This is a genomic window from Pseudomonas sp. FP198 (assembly GCF_030687895.1).
In the GTDB taxonomy this organism is placed as follows: Bacteria; Pseudomonadota; Gammaproteobacteria; order Pseudomonadales; family Pseudomonadaceae; genus Aquipseudomonas.
The window spans coordinates 2,664,110-2,688,593 of sequence record NZ_CP117452.1 but is presented as its reverse complement, the minus strand read 5'-3'; the positions used below and the strand labels follow the sequence as shown (position 1 = coordinate 2,688,593).

Sequence of the window (24,484 nt, the reverse complement as noted above, 5' to 3'; positions counted from 1 at the left end):
GCCCGGTGGACGAATGCTACTTGGGTAGCGGGTGGACACTTCCATGGGTGGAGAACCGTGGCGGCCCCGACCGCGATGCGCACGGTGGGGGCTGCCACTAAAACCTGGATTGATGCTTTTGTGGCGAGGGAGCTTGCTCCCGCTGGGGTGCGAAGCAGCCCCGAAAATCTGACTGAATGAGCCTGATATACCTCAATCCCAGTTCAAGGGGCTGCTGCGCAACCCAGCGGGAGCAAGCTCCCTCGCCACGTGCCTTACCAGGTCAGCACGGCCCCCACCGCAAAGGTGTCGGTGTCTTCGTTCTGCGCGCTGGTGTCGTGGCCGTTGATTTCGAACTGGTTGTATTCGGCGACGAGCTTGAGGTTGTCATTGATGTCATGAAACAGCGCGACACCGCGAGTCTCGTAGTCGGCACCGCTGCCGACCACTCCGTTGCCGTCGTCCTCGGTCTTGCCGTAGGACAGCGCCAGGCGATTCTTGCCGAGCTTGTAGGAGCCTTGCAGCAGGTAGCCCTTGCTGTCGACGTTGCGCAGTGTGGCCTCGCCGGCGTTGTTGGTGAAAAACGGGTTGATGCCCTTGGCCTGGAACCCTGAGCCGGTGAGCGAGAGCCCGCCCATCTTGGCCTGCACGCCATAACCCAGGCCTTTTGAGGTGACCGATTCGACATTGGTATCGGTGTTATCCGAGGTCTGGTAGCTGCCGTTCAGCCAGCTGTAGATCTTCGCGCCGCCGAGATCGAACTGGTAGGTGACCTCGCTCTCGGTACGCGGGTTTTCCTGGTAGGCCTTGCCGGTGGCGCTGCTGTCGTTGGTGTCCACCGGGTCCATGATGCCCACCGCCACACGCAACCCGTCCATCACCGGAGTGCGATAGGTGATCTGCGAAGTCGGGAACGGGTATGGGTAACCGCTGCCGATATTGCCGAACGACACCCCGCCGCCATCCACCAGGCCGAGGGTGTCGCTGACCTGGCCGTAACCGGCCAGCAACTCATCAAGCAAGATGTTGGAACGGGCAAACAGGCCGAAGTCCTTGCCGATCAGCACCTCGCCCCACTCCGGATTGGCGACGGTGCCGTAGAACTGCCGCACGTCGATGGCGGTGTCGGTGCCGTTGGTTTCGCTGTCATTGATGGTCACCCAGAACGAGGCACGGGCGCCGAGCTTGAGGTCATCGACCTGCTTGCCCATGTTGAAGCCCAGGTAGTTGGGCAAAAAGCCCATCTTGACCCGCGACTGGCGCCGGTCGAACTGCTCCCCCGCCCGGTCCACGTCGCTGTTGACGTAGAAGGCGTTGATGTAGCCATCGGTGGAGAAAGTGGTCTGGTCCTTGTCGTACAGCATGATTTCGGCTTGCGCCCAGGGCGTCAGGCCCAGGCTCGACAGGCCGGCGATGACCGCAGGCAAAAAACGCAGGCAGGTATTCTTATTGTTGTGCATGGCGCGCTCCGCAACAGGGGACGGGATGTCGGAGGCGATTATCGAAAGGCCCCCGGGCGCGTCATACGCTGCCTTGGAGGGAATTGCCGGCTGCTTTGGCAGCGCCGGCCCGGCGCGGCAGTTTGGGTGTAAGACGGCGAGGCTGGCGGGCGCGGTACTTTGGGTGGGGGCCAGCGGTATTGCCCGAGAAGGCAACAGCAGGCCCTGTGGGAGCGAGCTTGCTCCCGCTGGCCTGCGCAGCAGGCCCATGGGATTCGGATCAGAACCGCGGTTTGACAGTGGTCCAGTCCGGCCGATAACGCCGCATCTGCCGCACATCGTCGCGCTGGCGGATGCCGCAACTGAGGAACTGCTCATGCAGCTTGCCCAGTTGATCGCGGTCCAGCTCCAGGCCAAGGCCCGGCGCCCGGGTGATCTTCACGCAACCGTCGACGAATGCCAGCTTGCCGCCCTTGATCACCTCTTCATCCGGTTCCTGCCAGGGGTAATGGGTATCGCAGGCGTAATCCAGGTTCGGCACCGAAGCCGCCACGTGGGCCATGGCCATGAGGCTGATGCCCAGGTGCGAGTTGGAGTGCATCGACACACCCAGACCAAAGGTCTCGCACATTTTCGCGAGCATCTGGGTATCGCGCAGCCCGCCCCAGTAATGGTGGTCGGCCAGGACAATCTGCACGCTGTCCTGCGCCACGCTGCGGCGGAACTCGTCGAAGTCGGTGACCACCATGTTGGTCGCCAGCGGCAGGCCCGTGCGCTTGTGCAGCGCGGCCATCCCTTCGAGCCCGGGCGTGGGGTCTTCGTAATATTGCAGGTCATCACCGAGCAGCTCGGCCATGCGAATGGAAGTCTCCAGCGACCAGTTGCCGTTAGGATCGATGCGCAGCGGCAAGCCAGGAAAAGCCTGTTTCAAGGCCTTGATACAGGCCACTTCATGCTCCGGCTCCAATGCCCCGGCCTTGAGCTTGATGCTCTTGAAACCGTACTCCTCGATCATCCGTCGGGCCTGGGCGACGATCTGTTGCTCATTCAGCGCTTCGCCCCAACTGTCCGCGGGATACGGTGAATCGATATGCTCGGCGTACTTGAAAAACAGGTACGCGCTGAACGGCACTTCGTCGCGGATCGCACCGCCCAGCAAATCCACCAGCGGCACATTCAGATAATGCGCCTGCAAGTCCAGGCAAGCGACTTCGAAAGCGGAATAGGCATTGCTCACCGCCTTGCTCGCATGCGAGCCCGGCGCCAGTTCCGCCCCGGCGACGCTCGCCGGTTTGTGAGCAGCCACGGTGGCCTGGACGATAGCGCGCAACTGGTTGAGATTGAACGGATCGAGGCCGATCAACTGGTTCTGTACCTGCTGCTGGATCGCCAGGGCCGGCGCATCGCCGTAGCTCTCGCCGAGGCCGATGTAACCGTTGTCGCTTTCGATCTCGATGATCGAGCGCAGCGCGAACGGCTCGTGAATGCCGCTGGCGTTGAGCAGAGGTGGATCGCGAAAAGCGATAGGGGTCACGGTAACGCGTTTGATCTTCATGCAGCGGCTCCCGATGGGCCAGGTTTCAGGACGTGAGATTTGTTCAGCGGGTCAGCTTCGACCGAGTTTTCAGGCTGGCCGGACAGCGCGTCAGGTTTGCCGCGCCCCGGTTGGGTCCGGGCGAAAAAGATCACCACGGCGGCAACCAGCGAGGTGATCGCCAACCCATACAGACCGCCTTCGATGGAACCGGTGGTCTGCTCCAGGAACCCGAAGGCTGTCGGGGCGACGAAGCCGCCGAGGTTGCCGATGGAATTGATCAGGGCGATCACCGCCGCCGCGATGCGGGCGTCGAGATAGCCTTGGGGGATCGGCCAGAACAGCGCCGAGGCGGCCTTGAAGCCGATGGCCGCGAAACAGATGGCGACGAAGGCAAAGATCGGCCCGCCGGTGGTGGACATGAACATGCCGAATGCAGCGATCACCAGCGTCACCGCGACCCAGGCCTGCTGGAACTTCCACTTGCCGGCCAGGGCAGCAAAGCCATACATCGCGACGATGGAGATGATCCACGGAATCGAGTTGAGCAAGCCGACCTGGAAATCCCCCAGGTTGCCCATTTTCTTGATCATGCTCGGCAGCCAGAACGTGGCGCCATAAATGGTCAGGGCAATGGAAAAATAGATGAAGCAGAACAGCGCGATCTGCCGGTCGGCGAGCAATTTGAACATCGACGGCTTGATGACCTGGGCGGCTTCCCGCGCCCGCTGCTCTTCGGCGATGGCGGCGATCAGTACGGTTTTCTCTTCAGCCGTCAGCCATTTGGCCTGGCTGGGGTGCGATTGCAGCCAGAACCAGACAAACCCGCACAGGACGATGGACGCGCCGCCTTCGATCAGGAACATCCATTGCCAGCCATGCAGGCCCAACCCGCTGATGTGCAGCAAGGCGCCGGATACCGGCCCGGAGATCACCGAGGCGATGGCCGAACCGCTAAGGAAGATCGCCATCGCCTTGCCGCGCTCGTTGGCCGGCAACCATTGGGTGAAGTAATAGATGATGCCGGGAAAGAACCCCGCCTCCGCCGCTCCGAGGATGAAGCGCAGCACGTAGAAGCTGGTTTCGCCACGCACGAACGCCATGGCCATCGCCGCCGCGCCCCAGGTGAACATGATGCGCGTCAGCCAGGCCCGGGCGCCGTAGCGCTGCAAGAGCATGTTGGACGGCACTTCGAACAGCGCGTAGCCGATGAAGAACAGCCCGGCACCGAGGCCATAGGCCGCTGCGCCAATACCCAGGTCGGTTTCCAGGTGGCTGCGGACGAAGCCGATGTTGACGCGGTCGATGTAGTTGACGATGAACATCACCACCACCAACGGCAGGACGTGACGTTTGACCTTGGCCGCGGCGGTGGCCAGGGTCGAGTCCGATACGTGATTCAAGGGTGCCTCCCAATCTTGTTTTTGTGGGGCTTGCTGCTTTTGCGAGGAGCGGATTGATGATGGACGCGAGGGATTGTTCCCGTCCAATCTAAGTTGGCACTTGATTGATACCGGGATTGAATCAATGTTTGAACTGGCCCAACTGCGCTGCTTCACCACAGTGGCTACCGAACTGAATTTCCGCCGGGCCGCTGAACGCTTGAACATGACCCAGCCGCCCTTGAGTCGACAGATCCAGTTGCTGGAGCATCACCTCGGCGTCGAACTGTTCACCCGCAGCACCCGCAGCGTCGCCCTCACCGCGGCCGGCCGGGCATTTTTCATCGAAGCGCAGAACCTGCTGCAACAGGCGCAACAAGCCGCCGAGGCCGCCAAGCGTTTTGCCCGGGGCGACATCGGCTCGGTCACCATCAGCTTCGTCGGCAGCGCGGTGTATGAATTTCTGCCCAAGGTCATTGCCGAGGCGCGGCTCAAACAGCCGCAGGTCAAGATCGTTCTCGCGGAGATGAACACCTACCAGCAGCACGAAGCCCTGCGCGCCCGGCGCATCGACCTCGGCATCGTTCGCTCGCCGCTGCTGGAAACCGGCTACGCCACCGAATGCCTGGTACGCGAACCGTTCGTCCTGGCCGTGCCGGCCGGCCATCCGCTGGCCAGCGCCGAGTCTGTCAGCGTGCAGGATCTGGACGGGCAACCGTTCCTCATGTACTCCCACTCCGCCTACCCACCCTTCAACGAATTGCTCACCGGCATGCTGCGCTCGGCCCGCGTCGCCCCGCAGTTCGTGCAATGGCTCGGTTCATCGCTGACCATCCTGGCACTGGTCAACGCCGGCATGGGCGTGGCGCTGGTGCCCCGGTGCGCGACCAGCGTGGTGTTCAAGCAGGTGGTGTTTCGCGAGATCGACCTGGGCGAAGGCGTGCAAAGCGAACTGCATCTGGTGTGGCGGGAGGATAACGACAATCCGGCGTTCACGATGCTGTTGGAGGGGATTCGCGGGGCGGTTCGGGAGGGGTTGTAAGAACATTGGCGGAACCACGTGGCTATTCCAGTCTTTCCTGACAAGTTGTACGATGACCGACGAGAGCTCACGCCTCGTTCCTGCATACCTACAACAACAAGGAAATTCTCATGAAAAAAGCACTATCGGTCATCGGCTTCCTGTGCCTGTTCAGCGGCTACGCCGCAGCCGCCCCCGCCTCGGCTGAAAAAGAGGTTGCCGAAGCGGTCGACCACCTGACCCAGGCCATGCTGCACAAGGACATTCCCCAGCTTCAGGCGCTCGCCGCCGAGAACCTGACCTACGGCCATTCCAGCGGCAATATCCAGGACAAGAAAGCCTTCATCGCCGACATCGAAACCGGCAAGAGCGCGTTCAAGACCCTGGAAATGAAGAATCAGAAAATCACCCTGTCAGGCGATGTGGCCCTGGTGCGCAATCATTTTTCCGCGCAAGCACTCAAGGGCACCGAAGTGATCCCGACGGAAATCGAGAACTTCCAGATCTGGCAGAAGCAGAATGGCAAGTGGCTGCTGATCGGGCGTCAGGCGTTTCGGTTCTGATCGCGGGTAGCGTTATTTGAGGTGATGGTGATCCCGTGGCGAGGGAGCTTGCTCCCGCTGGGCCGGTCCGACGCTTCGGGCGCAGCGGCCCCTTTTTTGCGGTTGCTTTGCAACCGAGCGGGAGCAAGCTCCCTCGCCACGGGGATCAGGCTAGGCCGGGCGCCTGCTTCAGCCCTCGGCCCATTGCTGCCGATACCCCAACAGAAAATCCACAAACGCCCGCACTCGCTGCGGCACGTAACGGCCGTGGGGATACAGCAAGGTGAACGGGCGCGAGCGTCCCGCGAACGGCGCCAGCACTTCCACCAGTTGCCCGTCCGCCAGTTCCTTTTCCACGATGAACCTATAGGTCTGGAACAATCCCGCACCATGCCTGGCCAGCGTTACGCCGCCCAGCACATCATCGGAACAGCAATACCCGCCCTGCCCGAATACCTCCTTCTCCTTGCCCTCGACATTGAACAGCCAGGAAATACGTCGCCCACTGCTGGGCAGCTCGAACTGGATGCATTCGTGTAAGTCGAGGTCTTCCAGGGTGAGCGGCGTGCCAGCCCGTTGCAGGTAGTCCGGGGATGCGACCACGACCAGCCCGGCGTCTTCCAGCAATCGGGCGATCATCGAAGAATCCGGCTGGGCGCGCACCCGTATCGCCAGGTCATAACCTTCGGCAACGAAGTCAATGTTGCGGTTGCTCAAATGAACATCCACGCTGACCTGCGGATACAACGCACGGAATGCCGGCAGCAGCGGCAGGATGCGATGATGACCATAAGTCGTGGGCACGCTGATGCGCAGTTGCCCGGACGGCACCGTTTGCGCGCCCATCACTTCCTGTTGCGCCTCGACCAGTTGCGTCAACGCCTGGCGGCACTGCTCAAAAAAGGTCCGGCCGGCATCGGTCAGCCGGATGCTTCGAGTGGTCCGCACGAACAGCCGCGAACCCAGGCGCTCCTCCAGGCGAAAGATCGAGCGGCTCACCGCCGCCGGAGTCACCCCGGCCACCTGGGCGGCCGCCGTGAAGCTGCCCGCCTCGGCCGCCAGGCAGAACAATTCGATGCTGCCCAACTGCAAGTCTTCGAAATGCCGCTTCATGATTCATTACACCGCGTATCAACATAAGATTCCCGATGCCTGTTTATCAGCCCGTGACGTATAAATACAGTGGTCATTGATTGCGCGGCATCTGCTGCGCACTTTCCTCAACTGGAGTGCATCATGCCTTTCGTCAATGTTCGTATCACCCGCGACGGCGTTACCCGCGAGCAGAAAGCCCAGGTCATCAGCGAAATCACCGAGACTCTGCAGCGCGTGCTGGGCAAGGACCCGCACCTGACCCATATCGTGATCGAGGAAGTCGACACGGATAACTGGGGTTACGCGGGCATGACGACAACCGAGTATCGAAGCAAGCCCAAGGAATGACTCTTCATCCCCGACGAGCCCGGTCCGAATGACCGGGCTTTTTTCTGCCCGCGCTAACCACCTCCTGTGGGAGCGAGCCTGCTCGCGAAAGCGGCCTATCAGGCGATGAGGATATTGAATGTGCTGGCCTCTTCGCGAGCAGGCTCGCTCCCACACTGGAATGGGCCAGGCGTTGGATGTGTATGCGCCACAGGGGTTGGGTGAATTTCTGCAGGATTGATTACACCAAGTATCAACTCAAGTACCAGAACCCCCATTTATCAAACCCGAGCGCATCAATAACCTGATCTCAACCCCGCCAACCCAGGCGCAGCGGTTCTAACCCAACGTGATCAGGAGTCAACATCATGAGCAATCGGAAAACCGTCATCATTACCGGCGCGTCCAGCGGCATCGGCCTTGGCCTGGTCAAGGCTTTCCTCGCTCGCGGCTATAACGTGGTGGGCAATGCCCGTTCGCAATCGGGCCTGGATGACGCGGCAGGCCAGCTCGGTCACCCGGCGAGCTTCATCGGCGTGGCCGGTGACATTGCCGCCCCGGTTACCGCTACCGCCCTCGTCGGCAAAGCCATCGAAGTCTTCGGCGCGGTGGACGGGCTGGTGAACAACGCCGGGTTCTTCCTGCCCAAACCCTTCATCGACTACAGCCCCCAAGACCTCGAATCGCTGTTGGATACCAACCTCAAGGGGCTCGTCTACGCCAGCCAGGCTGCTGCCGCACACATGATCAGCCGCCGCCAGGGTTTCATCATCAACATCTCCGCCTCGGTGGCCTTGCAACCGAACATCCAGGTGCCGGCAGCGCTGCCGGTGCTGATCAAGGGCGGCGTCAACCAGATGACCCGCGCCCTGGCGCTCGAACTGTCGCCACACAACATCAAGGTCAACGCGGTAGCGCCCGGCATCATCGACACGCCGATGCATGACCCGGCCAATCGTGACTTCCTCAACAACCTGGCCCCGGCCGGTCGGGTAGGCACCATCGACGAGATTGCCGAAGCGGTCCTGTACCTGGCGGGTGCCGATTTCACCACTGGCGCGATCCTGCCGGTGGACGGTGGGATGAGCACTGGCAAGTGGTAAAAAACAAAAACCCCGAAGGCGAAACCTTCGGGGTTTTTCGTGCAGCCTGGCCTGGTCGCTACAGCGTGTAGGAAATGCCTGCCTGCACCGTACGCGGCGCACCTGGGTAAGCGTAGACGCCGCCAAAAGCGCCCTCCTCGTAATCCGCATCGAACAGGTTCTTGAGGTCGAGGTTAAGGCGAATGCGCTCGTTGACCTTGTAGTAGCCGAGCAGGTCAACCACGGTGTAATCGTCCATGGTGAAGGTGGTGGCCGCGGTGTTGCCGGCCCGCTCGTCGACGTACCTGGCGCCCAGGCCAAGGCCCAGTCCCTTGAAGCCGCCGTCCTGGAACTCGTAGACGTTCAACAGGCTGAAGGAGTTCTTTGGCACGTTGAGCAAGCGCGTCCCCGTGGGAATGCTGACGTCCTTGGTCACTTCGGCATCCACATAGGCGTAGCCGCCAATCACGCGCCACTCCGGCGTCAGGTTGCCCGCCACGTTCAGGTCGAAACCACGGCTGCGCACCTCGCCAGCCGCCACGCTGAAGGTCGAATCCAGCGGATCGGGTGTCAGCACGTTGCGTTTTTCGATCTGGTATATCGCCGCATCGACGCTCAACTGACGATCCAGCGCCTCCCATTTGATACCCATTTCGTAAGACTTGCCTTCCTCCGGCTTGAACCCGCCCCCTTCGCGGCTGGCGCCGTTGTTGGGTTTGAACGAACGGGCGGTGTTGGCATAGACCGCTACCGTGTCGGTCAGGTCATAGATCACGCCCAGGCGCGGGGTGACGGCGTTGTCGGTGACGTCCCAGTTGCGGCTGCCGGGACGCGCCTGGGGAACGAAGGTTTCGTACTCATGCTCGAATCGCTCGAAACGCGCACCGGCCAGCACCTTGAAACGCTCGGTCAGCGCCACCTGGTCCTGGATGAAAAAGCCGAAGGTCTTGAGGTTTTCCTGGTCATTGGTAGGCGTGCGGGTCAGCGCCGGACGCGGCTGCCCATACACCGGATCGAAGATGTCGATCGGATACGCACCGGCACCGGCAGCAGAGCGCTGGATGATCGACTTATAGTCGTAGTCTTCATACTCGACGCCGGTCAACAGCGTGTGCTCGAACCCGCCGGTGGAGAAATGCCCGGTGAGATTGAGTTGGGTATCGCGGTCGGTCCATTCCAGTTTGCGATAGTTGAAATTGCGCCCCAGGGTCCGCCCGTCGGCACCGATGCCGTTGGCTTCGACGGCGTTGCCCTGCAACGTGCCGTCGAGCCACTGGGTGCCGCCGGCCAGGGTCCAGTCGTCGTTGAGCATGTGCTCGAAACGCACCTGCAGCATGCTGTTGTCGTTGTGCAGCTTGCCGGCGTCTTTCTCACCGAAGAAGGTATCGCGGGACGCCGTGCCGCGCTGGCCGGGATAATGGGTCAAGCCACGGTCCAGCGGATGATTGTTGCGCATGAAATCGCCTTCGAACGTCAGGCGCGTGGTGTCGTTGATCTGCCAGGTGACCACCGGCGCGATGCCATAACGCTCGGTCTCGACGTGGTCGCGGAACGTATCGCCGCCCTCGCCGATCACGTTCAGGCGATAAGCCAGGCGCCCTTCTTCATCCAGCGGCCCCGACGCATCCAGGGTGCCGCGACGCATGCCCTGGTCACTGACCTGGCTGCCCAGGGTCACCGTGCGCTCGGCCAGCGGTTGCTTGGAGACGATATTGAACGTGCCACCCGGGTCGCCACGGCCATACAGCATCGTCGCCGGGCCGCGCAGTACCTCCAGCCGCTCGATGGTGTTGGCATCCGGCATGTTCGGATAGCCGCGGTTGATCGGAAAACCGTTACGGTAGAACTCGCCCGTGGTAAAGCCGCGCACCGTAAAGGTGGTCAGGCCCTGGCCGCCGAAGTTGTTGGCCCTGCCGACGCCACCGGCATAATCAAGGGCATCCTGCAGACGCGTGGCGCTTAGGTCCTCCACCACGTCGCGGGAGACGACGGAGATCGATTGTGGGGTTTCATGAATCGCGGTGTCGGTACGCGTGGCACTGGCCGAACGGGTGGCGTGGTAGCCCTTCACCGGCCCCTGCGCGGTCTCGAAGTCCGAGGTGCCGACGATATCGGTGGCTTGCAGCTCCAATGGCGCCCTGTCCGTCGTGCCGGGTTCTTCTGCCCAGGTGGAAATGGAATAAGCCTGGAGCACACACAGAGAAACGAGTATCCGACGCATCGACACACAATCCTAACGAAAGAACGCCAGCCTGGAGGCCGGCAGGAATAGGTCGCGAAAGATACAGCAACTCATTCCTATTTGACATCTATTCCCATTAGCACTGACGTCCCAACAGTCGACTCCTGTTCAATCTCGCGGAAAAAAGCCTGGGCACGCGCGTCCTGGGTATACGCCACGTTCAGGCGCAACCAGTCACTGCCCTCCCCGTGCGGCAAGAACGTCGACCCCTGGGACAATTGCACCTGCAATTGCTCGGCGATCCGTTGCACGCGCGCCGCCGGTACATGCCGCGGTCGCGCCCAGATGAACAGGCCACCCGAGGGCTCGGCAAACACTTCCCAATGGGCCCGCTCAAGCTGGCGCAACGTGCTTGCCAGCTGCTTGTTCAAACGCAGGCGAAGGCGTTGGATCAGCTTGCGATAGGCGCCGTTGGCCAACAGCGTCGCCACGACGTTTTCCGCCAGCAATGAGCAGCCGATGCCGGTCACCATCTTGATTTCAGCCAGGCGGTTGATGATTTCCGGTAGGGCCACTACGTAGCCGACGCGCAATGAACTGGACAAGGTCTTGGAAAAACTCGCCAGGTAGATCACCCGGTCCAGGGCATCGAGGGAAGCCAGGCGTGAAGTCGGGCCGTTCTGGAAGTCGGCGTAGATGTCGTCCTCGATAATGCGAAAGTCATGCAGCGTCGCCAGTTGCAGCAGGCGATAAGCAACGCTCGGCGCCAGGCTGGTGCCGGTGGGGTTCTGGTACATGCTGTTGACGAAGAAGTACTTCGGTTCATGCGCGCCGAGCAAGCGCTCCAGGCTCGCGATGTCCGGGCCCTGCGCGGTCCTCGGCACTGCCAGAGTCTTGACCCCGTGCAGCTTCAGCAGGTTGAACAGGTTGTAGTAACCGGGGCTTTCCACCAGTACCAGGTCGCCGGGTTTGAGCAACGTGCGCACCAGCAGGTCGAGGCCATGACTGGCGCCCTGGGTCGTGATGATTTGCGCCTGATCGACGTGAATATCGATCAGGCCCAGGCGCTTCTGGATTTGCAGGCGCAGATGAGCCGAGCCCAGCGGGGTGCTGTAGTTGAACAATGCATGACTGTCGCAGCGCACCACTTGGCGGATCGCCTGGCCCAGATCGCTGTCGTCGCGCCAGGCGTCCGGCAGCCAGCCGCACCCCAGCTTGAGTTGGGTCGATGGGTTATCGAACAGTTTCCAGGCGACAGCTTCCTCGGTTTGCGCGGCTAACGCCTGTGGCAACTGTTGCGCCACGAAAAACCCTGAGCCATGCCGGGACTCCAACACGCCACTGGCGACCAACTGATCGTAAGCCTTGATCACGCTCGACAGGCTCAAGCCATTTTCCGTCGCCAGTTGGCGGATCGAAGGCATGCGGGCGCCGGGGCGAATGCCGTGGGCGTTTATCCAGTCGCTGACGCTGGCGACGAGTTGCCGGACCAGGGACCCCGTAGCGTTGCGATCGATGTTCAGGTCCACGGCACGGGCTCTCTCCAAGTGTTCTTTATTTTTGCCCAAACAGTTAAACATAAAAGGCATCCCTCTGTTCCTTGTTTGCCTGCGGGACGGCCCGGATAGTTCGCCGAGTCTCCCCCCCTCAAGGAACGCTCTTGAACGCATCGCAACGACACTCATGGGGCCTGGCATTCGGACTGTGCCTGATCACCCTGGCGGTCAATCTCCAGGCGCCGCTGTATACCACCTATGCGCAGCTTTCCGGCTACGGTGCCGGCGCCACGGCGGTGGCGTTCTCCGGTTATGTGCTGGGGGTGTTGCCGGTGCTGCTGGCCTTCGGCGGCTTGGCCGACCGGGTGGGCCGCAGACCGTTGATCATCGCGGCGCTCGGCCTGTCGATGCTGGCGACGCTGGTCACCGTGATCTGGCCCAACCTGATCGCCCTGGGTGTGGCGCGCCTGATGATGGGGGTCGGGACCGGGCTGGCCTCGGCGACCGCGACCGCCTATATGACGGAACTGCTGGCAACCACCGACAGCCGTTCACCGGCCAACCGGGTCACGGCCAGTACCTCCCTGGGTTTTGGCCTGGGCGCGGCGCTGACCAGCCTGTTTCTTTTCGCCTGTCCCAGCGTTACCCCTGGCAGTTTCTGGCTGCAGTTGGTGCTGGCTGGCCTGGCGCTGATCGTGGTCTGGCGCCTGCCCGACCCCGCCGTGCGAATCGAGCAGGCGCCGCTGCTGCGCCTGCCGCTGTTTCCCGCCGGGAGCCTGCCCTACAGCTTTTCCATGCTGCTGGCCTGGGCCACTTCCGGGCTGGTGATCGCGATCCTGCCATCGGTGCTCGCCAGCCACGACTTGCAGCGTTGGTCGGGATTGTCGACGTTTACTGTCATCAGCTGCGGCCTGCTCTTCCAGCCCTGGGTGCGGCGCATGCAACCGGCCAGGGCTACCGGCTTGGGCCTGTTGGTCTTGCCGTTGAGCTATGCATTGCTCGCCTGGGGCGCGAGCATCGGTTCCCTGGCCGCGGTGCTGTTCGGGGCCCTGGGCGCCAGCAGTGCGTGTTACGGCTTTTTGTACCTCGGCGGATTGTCGGCCGTGACCGCCATGGCCGGTGCGCAGAAAGCCCGGGTCAGCGCCGGTTTTTTCCTGTTCGCCTACGTCGGGTTCAGCATCCCGGTGGTGGTGACCGGGTTGCTGGCCGATCGGTTCGGCGCTGATCTGGCGCTGCTGGTGTTCGGCCTGGCACTGCTGGCGGGCGCAACGGTCACCGGTTTGCTGATCGTTCGCAGCGAAGCTTTCATCGCCCAGCCATCCCATGGCTGACCTCGCCACACCAGCGCTCGACGTCGCCGCAGGCAAAGTCGTATACCATATCCCCAACTCAGCCCGAACGACCCGCCGCCGTGACATTATCCAAGTTCAATCTGCCCGACCTGGGCAACACCCCCTCCACTTCGGAAATCATCACCCGTCACCTGCGCGATGCCATTGTGGCCGGGCATTTCGCCGAAGACGAGCCGATTCGCCAGGACGACATCGCCCGGCAGTTCAATGTCAGCAAGATCCCCGTGCGCGAGGCGCTCAAGCGCCTGGAGGCCGAAGGCCTGGTGATGTTCCAGCGCAACCGCGGGGCGATGGTCACGCGGATTTCCGAAGCGGAACTGGCGCAGATGTTCGAGGTGCGGATGCTGCTCGAAGACAAGGTCCTGCGCCTGGCCATTCCCAACATGACCGAAGCGACCTTCGCCCGCGCCGACAGCATCTGTCGCGAGTTCATCGGCGAAGATGATGTCGGCCGCTGGGCCGAGCTCAACTGGCAACTGCACGCCTGCCTCTACGAACCGGCGCAACGGCCGTTCATGGTCGGGCTGATCCGCTCGGTCCACGACAAGCTGGAACGTTACCTGCGCATGCAGATGAGCCTGTCGGCGGGCAAGGAGCGCGCCGACCACGAGCACCGGGAAATTCTCGACGCCTGCCGGGCCGGTGATGTCGAACGCGCGGTGAAGCTGCTGGACGAACACATCGCCGGAGTCTGCCAGACACTGTTCGAATTCCTGCCATCGAGCCGATGATGCCTTCGCGCTATGCCGATTTCGTCACGACCGGCAGATAAAACCCTCAAGCCGCCAACCCCCGGCGCGGGCCACGCTTGCGTTCACTCACCTGAACGGACGTGGCGCCATGAAACGCATCACTGTGATCGACTCCCACACCGGCGGCGAACCGACCCGATTGGTCACAGCCGGTTTCCCTGACCTGGGCCAGGGCAGCATGGCCGAGCGCAGGCAGCGCTTGGCCGAACAGCACGATGCCTGGCGCACCGCGTGCGTGTTGGAACCCAGGGGCAGCGATGTGCTGGTGGGCGCCCTGCTGTGTGAACCGGTGGATCCGACGGCCTGTGCCGGAGTGATCTTTTTCAACAACAGCGGCTACCTCGGCATGTGCGGCCACGGCACCATCGGCCTGGTGGCGTCATTGGCTCACCTGGGCCGGATCGGCCCCGGCGTGCATGACATCGAGACGCCGGTGGGCACGGTGCAGGCCACTCTGCATGAAGATCGTTCGGTCAGCGTGCGCAACGTGCCGGCCTACCGTTATCGCCAGGCGTTGCGCCTGGAAGTGCCCGGCATCGGTCCGGTGGTGGGCGATGTGGCCTGGGGCGGCAATTGGTTTTTCCTGATCACCGACCACGGCCAGCGGGTGGCGGGCGACAATCTCGATGCCTTGACCGCCTACACGTTCGCGGTCCAGCAGGCTCTGGAACAGCAGGGCTTTCGGGGCGAGGACGGCGGGCTGATCGATCACATCGAACTGTTCGCCGATGATCCCACTGCCGACAGCCGCAACTTCGTGCTCTGCCCCGGCAAGGCCTATGACCGCTCCCCTTGCGGCACCGGCACCAGCGCCAAACTGGCGTGCCTGGCCGCCGACGGCAAGTTGCAACCGGGACAGATCTGGCGTCAGACCAGTGTCATCGGCAGTGAATTCGAAGGCTCGTACGAGCGTTCAGGCGAGCGCATCGTGCCGACCATTCGCGGCCGCGCCTACATCAGCGCCGAAACGACGTTGATCATCGATCCGGACGACCCGTTCGCCTGGGGCATTCGTCCGTGAGCGAGGGTCCTGTCGCCGATGTCATCGTCATTGGCGCCGGCATCATCGGCGCGGCCTGCGCACGGACCTTGGCCCTGCGTGGCTTGCGGGTGCTGGTGCTCGACGCCGGCTGGCACGGCGCCACGGCGGCCGGCATGGGGCATTTGCTGGTGCTCGACGACAACCCGGCGGAGCTGGCCCTGAGCCAATATTCACTGCGGCGATGGCGCGAGTTGGCCCCCGCCTTGCCTGAGGGCTGCGCCTGGCGCAATAACGGCACGCTGTGGCTGGCCGCCAACGCCGAAGAGATGACCGTGGCCCACGACAAGTACCTGAACCTGATGGCCCACGGCGAAGCCTGCGAACTGCTTGGCCGGGCCGCTTTGCAGCAGCGCGAACCGGAACTGCGGGCGGGACTGGAAGGCGGACTGCTGATCAAGGGCGACGGCATTCTCTACGCGCCCGCCGCCGCCCGCTGGATGCTCGATCACGACAACATTCGCCAGCAGCGTGCCGAGGTCAGCGAAGTGGACGGCCACCGCGTGCGACTCAGTGACGGTCATTGGCTGAGCGCCGAAGCGGTGGTGCTCGCCAACGGCATCCAGGCCACCGAGTTGTGCCCGGAACTGCCGATCGAACCCAAGAAAGGCCACCTGTTGATCACCGATCGTTACCCCGCCACTGTCACCCACACCCTGGTCGAACTGGGTTATGTCACCAGCGCCCACAACGCCAGCGGGCCATCGGTGGCCTGCAACATCCAGCCGCGCCCGACCGGACAACTGTTCATTGGCGCCTCTCGGCAATTCGGCAACATCGATCCGCAGGTCGAGGGCTGGATGCTGGCGAAAATGCTCAAGCGCGCCGTTGATTACATGCCGGGCCTGGCACACCTCAACGGCATCCGCGCCTGGACCGGTTTTCGCGCGGCGAGCCCCGACGGCCTGCCGCTGGTGGGCCAGCATCCGCAACGCAAGGGCTTGTGGCTGGCGGTGGGTCACGAAGGACTCGGCGTCACCACCGCGCCGGCGACGGCCGACCTGCTGGTCGCGCAACTGTTCAACGAAACCGCGCCGCTGGCCGCACAACCGTATCTGCCGCAACGTTTCCTGGGAGAACCTGCCCATGCCTGAAGCCCTGAACCTCGCCACGGTGGGTTGCTCCAGGCTCTATCTGGCTGAAGGGTAAGAGACCATGCTTGAACTCTGCATTGATGGACGCAAACTCTCGATCGCTGAAGGCTCCACCGTCGCCGCGGCTTTGGCCTTGGGCTCCGACGGCTGCAGCCGAACCTCGGTGACCGGCCAGCGACGCGCGCCCTTGTGCGGCATGGGCATCTGCCAGGAATGCCGGGTGCTGATCGACAGTCGCCGGCGCCTGGCCTGCCAGACGCTGTGCCGAGATGGCATGCAAGTGGACACCCGGGCATGAATGAATCCACTGACATTCTGATCATCGGTGCCGGTCCTGCCGGAATGGCGGCGGCGCTGGCGGCGTCCAGCAGCGGCGCGCGCATTGTGCTGCTCGACGACAACCCGGTCCCTGGCGGACAGATCTGGCGCGACGGCCCCCAGGCCAACCTGCCCAAGGAGGCACGACGCTTGCGGGAACGTGTGCGCGCTTGCACCAATGTGTCCTGGCGCATGGGCGCCCGAGTGGTCGCCAGCGCCGCCGATAAAACCCTGCTGGTAGAAGATGCCGAGCAGGGTTGGCTGATCGCTTATGACCGCTTGATCCTGTGCACCGGAGCCCGTGAACTGCTGCTGCCCTTCCCTGGCTGGACGCTGCCCGGTGTCACCGGCGCCGGCGGCTTGCAGGCGTTGATCAAGGGCGGCCTGCCAGTGCGTGGCGAACGCTTGGTGATCGCCGGCAGCGGGCCGCTGTTGCTCGCCAGTGCGGCCACGGCGAAACATCACGGGGCGCAACTGCTGCGAGTCGCCGAGCAAGCCAACCGCGCCGCCGTGGCGGGTTTCGCCGCGAATCTGCCGCGCTGGCCGGGCAAATTGTTGCAGGCGTTCAGCCTGTTTGATGCGCACTACCGCACCGGTACCCACGTGTTGGAGGCCTTGGGGAAGGACAGACTCGAAGGCGTGCGGCTGCTGCAACACGGCAAAACCGTTGAACTGGCCTGCGACCGGTTGGCCTGTGGCTTCGGCCTTATTCCCAATACCCAGCTGGGCCAGGCTTTGAACTGCGGCCTTGACGGACAAGCGCTTGCGGTCGATGCCTGGCAAGCCACCACTCGCATTGATCATTACGCCGCAGGTGAATGCACCGGTTTCGGCGGCAGCGAACTGGCCCTGGTGGAGGGCGCCATCGCTGGCCACGCCGCTGTCGGCGATACCCTGGCCGCCGAGCGCCTGTGGCCTGGTCGTGCACGCTGGCAAGGTTTTGCCCGGGCCTTGAACACTGCCTTTGCCCTTGATACCCATTTGAAAAACCTGCCCCAACGCGACACCTTGGTATGCCGTTGTGAAGACGTGGTCTATGGTGAGCTGCGCGATTTTGAGAACTGGCGTGAGGCGAAACTGGCGAGTCGTTGCGGCATGGGGGCGTGTCAGGGCCGGGTCTGCGGTGCGGCGCTGGAGCATCTGCTTGGCTGGACGGCGCCTGCCCCTCGCCCGCCTTTCAGTCCGGCGCGGATAGAAACGTTGCTGAGGTTGGAAGATCTCCCGTTCAATTGAGAACGCCCTTGTGCTTGAAAAAAAAGAATTCCACGCCCGTGCCAAGGTCTGTAGAGCATCAACGGCAAGAGGAAGAAATGCGTGGATTATCTGGGATGGGTCCAATGGCCCGCGATGGCGGTAACGGTATTGGCCGCGTGGCTGATCGGCTCACGCCAACCCCGTCGGCGGGTCGCTGGGTTCAGTTGTTTTATCGTCAGTAACATTCTCTGGGTCGTATGGGGCCTGCACACCGATGCCTATGCGCTGATCGTCCTGCAGTTCTGCCTGTGTGCGATGAACCTGCGGGGCTTCAAGAAAAATACCCAGTAGCTGCGCAAGTCGCTTTGGTGGCGAGGGAGCTTGCTCCCGCTGGGTTGCGCAGCGACCCCAAGACGGTTTATTTCATCGTCTGCCCAATCACCTGCACCAGGTCAATCTGCTTGAACGGCTTGGTCAGCCGCGGCAGTTGCGTGGCGAAGCCTTCGAGGCGCTCGGCGTAGCCAGTCGCCAGGATGATCGGCAGCGTCGGCTGACGGTCGCGCAGCAGTTTCGCCAACTGCGCACCGTCCATCTGGGGCATGGCCATGTCGGTGATCACCAAGTCGATATCCGGGTTGCGCTCATACAACTCCAGCGCCTGGGGGCCCGACAGCGCGCAAAGCACCCGGTGGCCAAGGTCTTCGATCAGCAAGCGGGTGCTGGTCATCACCAGGCTGTCATCGTCGACCACCAATACCAGCAGCGCGTGGACAGGTGGCGTAGCTGTCTCTACTGCGGGCGGCTTGTCCGTGGTCGACTCATCAGCCACCGGCAACCACAGCTCGGCGGTGGTGCCTACGCCTTTTTCGCTCCTGAGGATCAGCCGCCCGCCCAATTGCTCGGCCAGACCATGCACCATGGACAATCCCAGGCCGGTGCCCTTGCCCACGCCCTTGGTAGTGAAAAAAGGATCCACGGCCGAGGCCAGCGTCATTTCGTCCATGCCATCGCCTTCGTCGGTGAGCGACAGGCAAATGTACCGCTCGTTGCCCAACGGCCTTCCTGGCCCACCGGCCTGGCTGCCCAGCCGCTCCTGCGCCTCGATCAATATCCTGCCGCCCTGGGGCATGGCATCGCGGGCATTGGTTGCCAGGTTGAGGATCGCCAGTTCGAGCTGGTTGACGTCGGCCAGCACCGGCGACAACGCCTCGGCAAATCGGGTCTGGATATGAATCGACGGGCCCATCGAGCTTTGCAGCAGGCCGCTGATGCCTTGCACCAGCGTCGCCAGCTCCACTGGTTCGGAGCTGAGCTTCTGTCGACGGGCGAACGCCAGCATGCGCTGGGTCAGGGAAACACCGCGAAGCGCCCCCTGGACGGCGTTGTCCAGCAGTTGGGTGAGTTTTGGTTCGCTGGGCATGCGCTTGCGCATGATTTCCAGGTTGCCGAGGATCACCGTCAGCAGATTGTTGAAATCGTGGGCGATGCCGCCGGTGAGCTGGCCGATCGCTTGCAGTTTCTGCGCTTGAAACAGTGCCTCGCGAGCCTGCTCCAAGGCCTGTTGCGCCTGCGTGGCATCGGTAATGTCGCGGGTGATCTTGGCAAATCCAAGGAGTGTGCCGGTATCGCTGCGAATCGCATCGATAACCACATGAGCCATGAAGCGCGTGCCGTCCCTGCGCACGCGCCACCCCTTCTTTTCAAAACGGCCGACGCTGGCGGCTATGCTCAAGGCCCGCTGTGGCTCCCCGGCCTCCCGGTCTTCGGGGGTGTAGAACATCGAGAAGTGCTGGCCGATCGCTTGGGCCGGCAGGTAGCCCTTGATCCGCTGCGCACCCTGGTTCCAGTTGGTCACCTGCCCGTCCGGGTCAAGCATGTAGATGGCGTAGTCGGTGACGCTCTGCACCAGCAGCCGGAACTGTTGCTCGCTTTGCTTGAGGGTTTCCTCGGCCATCTTGCGATCGGTCAGGTCCCGGGTGATCTTGGCGAAGCCGAGCAGCTCGCCGCTCTGGCTGTCGATGATCGGGTCGATGACCACATGGGACCAGAACAGCGTGCCGTCCTTGCGCACCCGCCAGCCTTCGCCTTCGAAACGCCCCTCGCGCACGGCCGTATCGAGGGCCAATTGCGGCAGCCCGGCGGCACGGTCCTGATCGGTGTAGAACCGGGAAAAGTGCTGGCCAAGGATCTCGGATTCCTCGTAGCCCTTGAAGCGTCGAGCGCCAGAATTCCAGCTGGTGATGATGCCGGACGGGTCGGTCATGTAAATGGCGTAGTCGACCACGGCATCGATAAGCAGCCGAAAGCGCTGTTCTTCGTTGATGCGGTTAGTCTTTGGGTTGTTCTCAAGCATGTTGGCCGAGGGATCAGGGGGATTTGTGCGGAGTATGGAACAACTGCAGCCCGAGTAAAAACCTGATTTATGTGGGGCTATAGAATACTTGTGGGAGCGAGCTTGCTCGCGATCGCGGTGGATCAGTCTATGAAGATGCAACCTGTTCCGACGCCATCGCGAGCAAGCTCGCTCCCACATTGGATTGGGGTTGCTCCTGCCTGACGGTCCACCACTGCGGCAATAATCGCTGCACCTTGGCCTCGCCAAAGCGGTCGTCGATCAGCATCACCACTCCGCGATCCTGCTGGGTGCGGATGACCCGGCCAGCGGCCTGCACGACTTTTTGCAGGCCGGGATACAGGTAGGTGTAGTCATAGCCGTCGCCAAAGATCGTCGCCATGCGCTGCTTGATCTGTTCATTGACCGGGTTGAACTGCGCCAGCCCGAGGGTGGCGATGAACGCTCCGATCAGCCGCGAGCCCGGCAGGTCGATGCCCTCGCCGAACGCGCCGCCCAGCACCGCGAAGCCAATGCCCTGGCTGTGCTCCATGAAGCGTTCGAGGAACGCCTGCCGCGGCGCCTCGCCCATGCCGCGCGATTGCGTCCAGGTCGCAATGTGCGGATGTCGCTCGGCCAACAACCCGGCCACCTGCTGCAAGTAATCGAAGCTGCTGAAGAACGCCAGGTAGTTGCCGGGACGCTCGGCGAACTGGCGAGCCATCAGCGCGACGATCGGTTCAAGGGAGCCCTGGCGATGGGCGAAGCGAGTGGAGATCCGGCTGACCACCTGAACATCCAGCTGCTCGGCCTGGAACGGCGACTCGACATCGATCCATACCGTGTCCGCGGGTGTGCCCAGCAAATCGGCGTAATAGCGCCGCGGGCTCAGCGTCGCGGAGAAGAGTACGCTGCTGCGCGACGCGGTGAACCTGGGTCGCAGGAAACCGGCCGCGGCACCACGTTGCGCAGGCACAGCGTCGACAGGCTGCGCTGGCGGCTGGATTCGCGCTTGTGAATATCGAACAGGAAATGCTCATCAAATGCCTCCGCCACGCGACCGAACTGCAACGCATCGAAATAAAACGCTTGCAGCTGACTGTCCAGTCCTTGGGGATGGTCATTGAGGTAGTCGCCGATGGCGCTGGTGCACGTTCCCAAGGCCTGAAGCAGTTTCTCCGGTGGTTTTCCATACGCCTGGTAGGCGGCAATTTGCGGCTCGTGCGAGGCGTTCCACTGACGGCTGACCTTGCGCAATGCTTTCTTCAAAGGCTCCGGCGCCGTTTTCAGCACCGTCGCCAGCGCAAGCTGGTCGAGGCTCGCGCTGTACATCTGGCGCCCTCGCTCCACCAGGTTGTGGGCTTCGTCCACCAGGGTCGCGACCGTCCAGCCATTGGCCTGGGCGAGGCCGAAGAGCAAGGCGCTGAAATCGAAGTAGTAGTTGTAGTCCGCCACCACCACATCGGCCCAACGGGCCATTTCCTGGCTCAGGTAGTACGGACAGACTTCGTGGTTCAGGGCGATATCGCGCAACGCCGCCTGGTCGAGCAGCGTGACCTGGCTCGCCGCTGCCCGGGCCTGCGGCAGGCGATTATAGAACCCACGGGCCAGCGGGCATGATTCGCCGTGGCAGGCTTTGTCCGGATGCTCGCAGGCCTTGTCCCGGGCGATCATTTCCAATACCCGCAGCGGCATTGCCGGGGCGTTGTTGGTGATCAGCCGGGCCGCATCCAGGGCCAGCCTGCGGCCGGGGGTTTTCGCCGTGAGAAAGAACACCTTGTCCAGACGCTGCGGCGCCAAGGCCTTGAGCATGGGGAACAAGGTGCCGACGGTCTTGCCGATGCCGGTGGGCGCCTGGGCCATCAGGCAGCGCCCGGTGCTGATCGCCTTGAACACCGATTCGGCCAGGTGACGTTGCCCCGGCCGGAAGCCGGCGTGGGGAAACGCCAGCGCCTGGGCGCCCAGGTTGCGCGCCTGGCGATGGCGCATTTCCTGTTCGGCCCACGCCAGGAACCGTGCGCACTGCTGCTCGAAGAACGCCTGGAGCTGCGAGGCTTCGTAGCTTTGGGTCAGGCAGGTTTCCTTTTCACTGACGATGTCGAAGTAGACCAAGGCAACGTCAATGCTTGGCAATTGCAATTTGTCGCACAGCAGCCAGCCATAGATTTTCGCCTGGGCCCAATGCAACTGGCGGTGGTTGTCCGGTTGCTTGCTCAGGTCGCCCCGATAGGTCTTCACTTCCTCCAGGCGATTGCGGGCCGGGTCGTAGCCGTCGGCCCGCCCCTTGACTTTCAAGGTCTGGTAGACGCCTTCCAGGCTGACTTCGGCCTGATAGCCCTCCTGGCGCCGCGCTGCCACTGTACGGTGGCCGACGATACCTTCCAGGGCGGTGGGTGACGGCGTGAAACGCAAGTCAAGATCGCCGACCTTGGCGGTGAACTCGCATAACGCCCGCACGGCAATGCTGTAGCCCGGCATCTCGGTCACGCGCCCTGCTCCGCCCATTGCACATAACAGACGGCAACGGGCATCCGGTGTTCGTGGCAGAACTCCAGCCAGCGCAGTTGGTTGTCCTGCAGGCGATCGCCGGGGCCTTTGACTTCGATCATGCGGTAGGTCTTGTGCTGCGGCCAGAACTGGATCAGGTCGGGCATGCCGGCGCGGTTGGCCTTGATGTCCAGCAGCAGACGGCCGAACCAGTGCTTGAGGTGTTCGGCCGGCAGACAGTCGAGCGCCTGGTCCAGCAGGTCTTCGGACAGTGCGCCCCAGAACACGAACGGTGACTGCACGCCCCATTTTTCCGCGTAACGTCGACGGATGGTCTGCCGATAGCGCCCGTCGTCCAACTCGGCGAAGCACGCCGCGAACAGTTCGGCGCGACGGTCATGGAAATCTTCGTTCAGCAAGTCCACCGGCCCGCGCTGGAACGGGTGGAAAAAAGCCCCCGGCAGCGGCGCGAAAATTGCCGGCCAGCACAACAGGCCGAACAGCGAGTTGACCAGGCTGTTCTCCACGTAATGCACCGGGGCGGCTTCGTCATGCAGATGAGCCTGGACGTAATATTCCACCGATAACGTCGGGTCGACACGCGGCAGATGCAAATCCAGTCGTTCGACCTCCCTGGCCACGGCACGGGCCACCGGCGGCCCGCCCAGTTTGCGCCGCAGTCGGGGCAAGATCCGCAGCAAGGCCTGGCGCTCGGCAGCGCTTTGTGGCGCCTGGGCCGCGGCTTCACCCAGTTCGAGGGCCAGGGCATATTCGCCGATGCGCTCCAGCACGCGGATCATTCGCAGTCGCGCGCCGGGGTAGGTACAACCGCGATAAAGACTCAGGGCCTGGGCAAAATCACCGATGCGTTCGCAATGCTGGCCGAGCTGAAACAACAGCTTGCCCCGGCGCCGCTCAAGCCAGGGATTGTCCAGCTCCAGGGCATGGACCCGGGCGATGATCGGTTCGAGCGGTTCGCTGGCGTCGAAGCGTTGCTGGCATTCATGCAAGAAGACACAGGCATCGATGTCCTCGCGGCTGCGCAGCCCCCGGGACTCGGCGCTGAACTCAACGGCTTCATAGACAAAGATGCCCAGGTCCGCCAGCACGAACTCCGACCAGTCCTGATAGAGATTGCCGAAGAACATCAACCGCAAGCGGTCGCACAGCCCCATCACCGTGAGGCTGTACAGCCGCTCTTCGAGTTGCGGGCACCAGGCGCGGAACGGCTGCGGCTGGCCGTCCTGATCACTCAGGGCCTGCAGCCATTCGGATTTGCGTGCCTTGGGTTGCCCGATCAGATGCCCCAGGCACAGAAGTATTTCCGGCTTGAGCAGCACCTCGAACAGTTCGACAGGGCTCAGGCACGCCTGCTCTTCGACCCAGCCCAGCGCCAACAACGGCGCCACGGCGTCGGCGATGTCGCCAATTTCCGCGTAGCGCAGTTTGGTGTGACGAAAGTGCAGGCCCTTGCGCATCACCATCCGCACCAGCAAGCCTTGGGCCGGACGCGGCAAAGCGATGAAATCATCGATAAACCGCTGCTCTTCGACACTCAATACGTCGGCATAACGTTGCGTCAACCAGGCGAGGACCCGCTGGAAGTTGTTCAGGTAATAAAAGGGGTCGTCAAGGGGATTGGCTGTCACGGAAAAAAGCGCCACGCATGCTGAAACACTGGTTATGCGTACAGATATCAGCTACTCGCGGCCCAGGCAACTGCAAAAGATGAGCGGTCGCCTATATTTAAAGGAGAAATCCTTCCCAGTGCGATGAACTTTCCTACAACAAGCGAGACCAATGGCGGTTAACTCAGTGATGGCCCGGTCGAATCAGC

Annotated in this window: 19 protein-coding genes and 1 pseudogene; 11 read left to right on the top strand and 9 right to left on the bottom strand. The window is 62.7% G+C overall.

Annotation, left to right across the window (positions count from 1 at the left end):
- Positions 1 to 254: 254 nt before the first annotated feature.
- From PSH78_RS12385 to PSH78_RS12375, 3 genes are all read right to left on the bottom strand, one after another.
- Positions 255 to 1,439, bottom strand: coding sequence for a porin (locus PSH78_RS12385; RefSeq protein WP_305500837.1), 1,185 nt, complete (start codon positions 1,437 to 1,439; stop codon positions 255 to 257).
- Positions 1,440 to 1,698: 259 nt separating this feature from the next.
- Positions 1,699 to 2,973 carry a glucarate dehydratase family protein gene (locus PSH78_RS12380; protein ID WP_305500835.1) on the bottom strand — a complete coding sequence of 425 codons (1,275 nt, stop codon included), beginning with the start codon at positions 2,971 to 2,973 and terminating at the stop codon, positions 1,699 to 1,701.
- Positions 2,970 to 4,277, bottom strand: coding sequence for an MFS transporter (locus PSH78_RS12375; RefSeq protein ID WP_305501236.1), 1,308 nt, complete (start codon positions 4,275 to 4,277; stop codon positions 2,970 to 2,972). Before PSH78_RS12375 ends, PSH78_RS12380 begins: the two co-directional genes overlap by 4 nt.
- A gap of 202 nt (positions 4,278 to 4,479) precedes the next feature.
- Here PSH78_RS12375 and PSH78_RS12370 point away from each other — a divergent pair, with 202 nt between their 5' ends.
- Positions 4,480 to 5,376 (top strand): LysR substrate-binding domain-containing protein, encoded by an 897-nt coding sequence (locus PSH78_RS12370; RefSeq protein ID WP_305500833.1) that lies wholly within the window; start codon positions 4,480 to 4,482, stop codon positions 5,374 to 5,376.
- 110 nt (positions 5,377 to 5,486) lie between these two features.
- Entirely contained in the window at positions 5,487 to 5,918 is a 432-nt protein-coding gene (locus PSH78_RS12365; RefSeq protein WP_305500832.1) for a nuclear transport factor 2 family protein, read from the top strand.
- Positions 5,919 to 6,086: 168 nt separating this feature from the next.
- On the opposite strand, the gene PSH78_RS12360 is transcribed toward PSH78_RS12365, so the two are convergent.
- Complete coding sequence (locus tag PSH78_RS12360; RefSeq protein ID WP_305500830.1) at positions 6,087 to 7,010, bottom strand: LysR family transcriptional regulator; 924 nt, start codon at positions 7,008 to 7,010, stop codon at positions 6,087 to 6,089.
- 123 nt (positions 7,011 to 7,133) lie between these two features.
- On the opposite strand from PSH78_RS12360, the gene PSH78_RS12355 reads away from it, so the two are divergent.
- Both PSH78_RS12355 and PSH78_RS12350 read left to right on the top strand, forming a co-directional pair.
- Positions 7,134 to 7,340, top strand: a complete 207-nt coding sequence (locus PSH78_RS12355) for a 4-oxalocrotonate tautomerase family protein (protein WP_030140737.1) — start codon at positions 7,134 to 7,136, stop codon at positions 7,338 to 7,340.
- 347 nt (positions 7,341 to 7,687) lie between these two features.
- Entirely contained in the window at positions 7,688 to 8,422 is a 735-nt protein-coding gene (locus PSH78_RS12350) for an SDR family NAD(P)-dependent oxidoreductase (protein WP_305500827.1), read from the top strand.
- A gap of 58 nt (positions 8,423 to 8,480) precedes the next feature.
- On the opposite strand, the gene PSH78_RS12345 is transcribed toward PSH78_RS12350, so the two are convergent.
- Together PSH78_RS12345 and PSH78_RS12340 are read right to left on the bottom strand one after the other, a co-directional pair.
- On the bottom strand, positions 8,481 to 10,622 hold the full coding sequence (locus tag PSH78_RS12345; protein WP_305500825.1) for a TonB-dependent siderophore receptor: 2,142 nt from the start codon (positions 10,620 to 10,622) through the stop codon (positions 8,481 to 8,483).
- A 77-nt stretch (positions 10,623 to 10,699) separates the two neighbouring features.
- Positions 10,700 to 12,112, bottom strand: coding sequence for a PLP-dependent aminotransferase family protein (locus tag PSH78_RS12340; protein ID WP_305500824.1), 1,413 nt, complete (start codon positions 12,110 to 12,112; stop codon positions 10,700 to 10,702).
- 131 nt (positions 12,113 to 12,243) lie between these two features.
- On the opposite strand from PSH78_RS12340, the gene PSH78_RS12335 reads away from it, so the two are divergent.
- The 7 genes from PSH78_RS12335 (at position 12,244) to PSH78_RS12305 (ending at position 18,179) form a co-directional block, all read left to right on the top strand.
- Positions 12,244 to 13,410 carry an MFS transporter gene (locus PSH78_RS12335; RefSeq protein WP_305500823.1) on the top strand — a complete coding sequence of 389 codons (1,167 nt, stop codon included), beginning with the start codon at positions 12,244 to 12,246 and terminating at the stop codon, positions 13,408 to 13,410.
- A gap of 80 nt (positions 13,411 to 13,490) precedes the next feature.
- Positions 13,491 to 14,162 carry a GntR family transcriptional regulator gene (locus PSH78_RS12330; protein ID WP_305500821.1) on the top strand — a complete coding sequence of 224 codons (672 nt, stop codon included), beginning with the start codon at positions 13,491 to 13,493 and terminating at the stop codon, positions 14,160 to 14,162.
- A gap of 109 nt (positions 14,163 to 14,271) precedes the next feature.
- The gene (locus PSH78_RS12325; protein WP_305500819.1) at positions 14,272 to 15,204 is read left to right on the top strand and encodes a 4-hydroxyproline epimerase; all 933 of its coding nucleotides are present in this window, start codon (positions 14,272 to 14,274) and stop codon (positions 15,202 to 15,204) included.
- The gene (locus PSH78_RS12320) at positions 15,201 to 16,316 is read left to right on the top strand and encodes an FAD-binding oxidoreductase (RefSeq protein WP_305500817.1); all 1,116 of its coding nucleotides are present in this window, start codon (positions 15,201 to 15,203) and stop codon (positions 16,314 to 16,316) included. Before PSH78_RS12325 ends, PSH78_RS12320 begins: the two co-directional genes overlap by 4 nt.
- 61 nt (positions 16,317 to 16,377) lie before the next feature.
- Complete coding sequence (locus PSH78_RS12315) at positions 16,378 to 16,614, top strand: 2Fe-2S iron-sulfur cluster-binding protein (RefSeq protein ID WP_305500815.1); 237 nt, start codon at positions 16,378 to 16,380, stop codon at positions 16,612 to 16,614.
- Positions 16,611 to 17,867 (top strand): FAD/NAD(P)-binding oxidoreductase, encoded by a 1,257-nt coding sequence (locus tag PSH78_RS12310; protein WP_305500813.1) that lies wholly within the window; start codon positions 16,611 to 16,613, stop codon positions 17,865 to 17,867. Before PSH78_RS12315 ends, PSH78_RS12310 begins: the two co-directional genes overlap by 4 nt.
- 81 nt (positions 17,868 to 17,948) lie before the next feature.
- Positions 17,949 to 18,179 carry a hypothetical protein gene (locus PSH78_RS12305; protein ID WP_305500811.1) on the top strand — a complete coding sequence of 77 codons (231 nt, stop codon included), beginning with the start codon at positions 17,949 to 17,951 and terminating at the stop codon, positions 18,177 to 18,179.
- Positions 18,180 to 18,246: 67 nt separating this feature from the next.
- On the opposite strand, the gene PSH78_RS12300 is transcribed toward PSH78_RS12305, so the two are convergent.
- The 3 genes and pseudogenes from PSH78_RS12300 to PSH78_RS12290 all read right to left on the bottom strand — a co-directional run bounded on the left by PSH78_RS12300 (position 18,247) and on the right by PSH78_RS12290 (position 24,296).
- Positions 18,247 to 20,181, bottom strand: coding sequence for a PAS domain-containing sensor histidine kinase (locus tag PSH78_RS12300; protein ID WP_305500810.1), 1,935 nt, complete (start codon positions 20,179 to 20,181; stop codon positions 18,247 to 18,249).
- Between the two features lie 122 nt (positions 20,182 to 20,303).
- Positions 20,304 to 22,665 (bottom strand): annotated as a pseudogene (locus PSH78_RS12295) (ATP-dependent DNA helicase).
- The gene (locus PSH78_RS12290; protein ID WP_305500809.1) at positions 22,644 to 24,296 is read right to left on the bottom strand and encodes a VRR-NUC domain-containing protein; all 1,653 of its coding nucleotides are present in this window, start codon (positions 24,294 to 24,296) and stop codon (positions 22,644 to 22,646) included. Before PSH78_RS12290 ends, PSH78_RS12295 begins: the two are co-directional and overlap by 22 nt.
- Positions 24,297 to 24,484 lie beyond the last annotated feature (188 nt).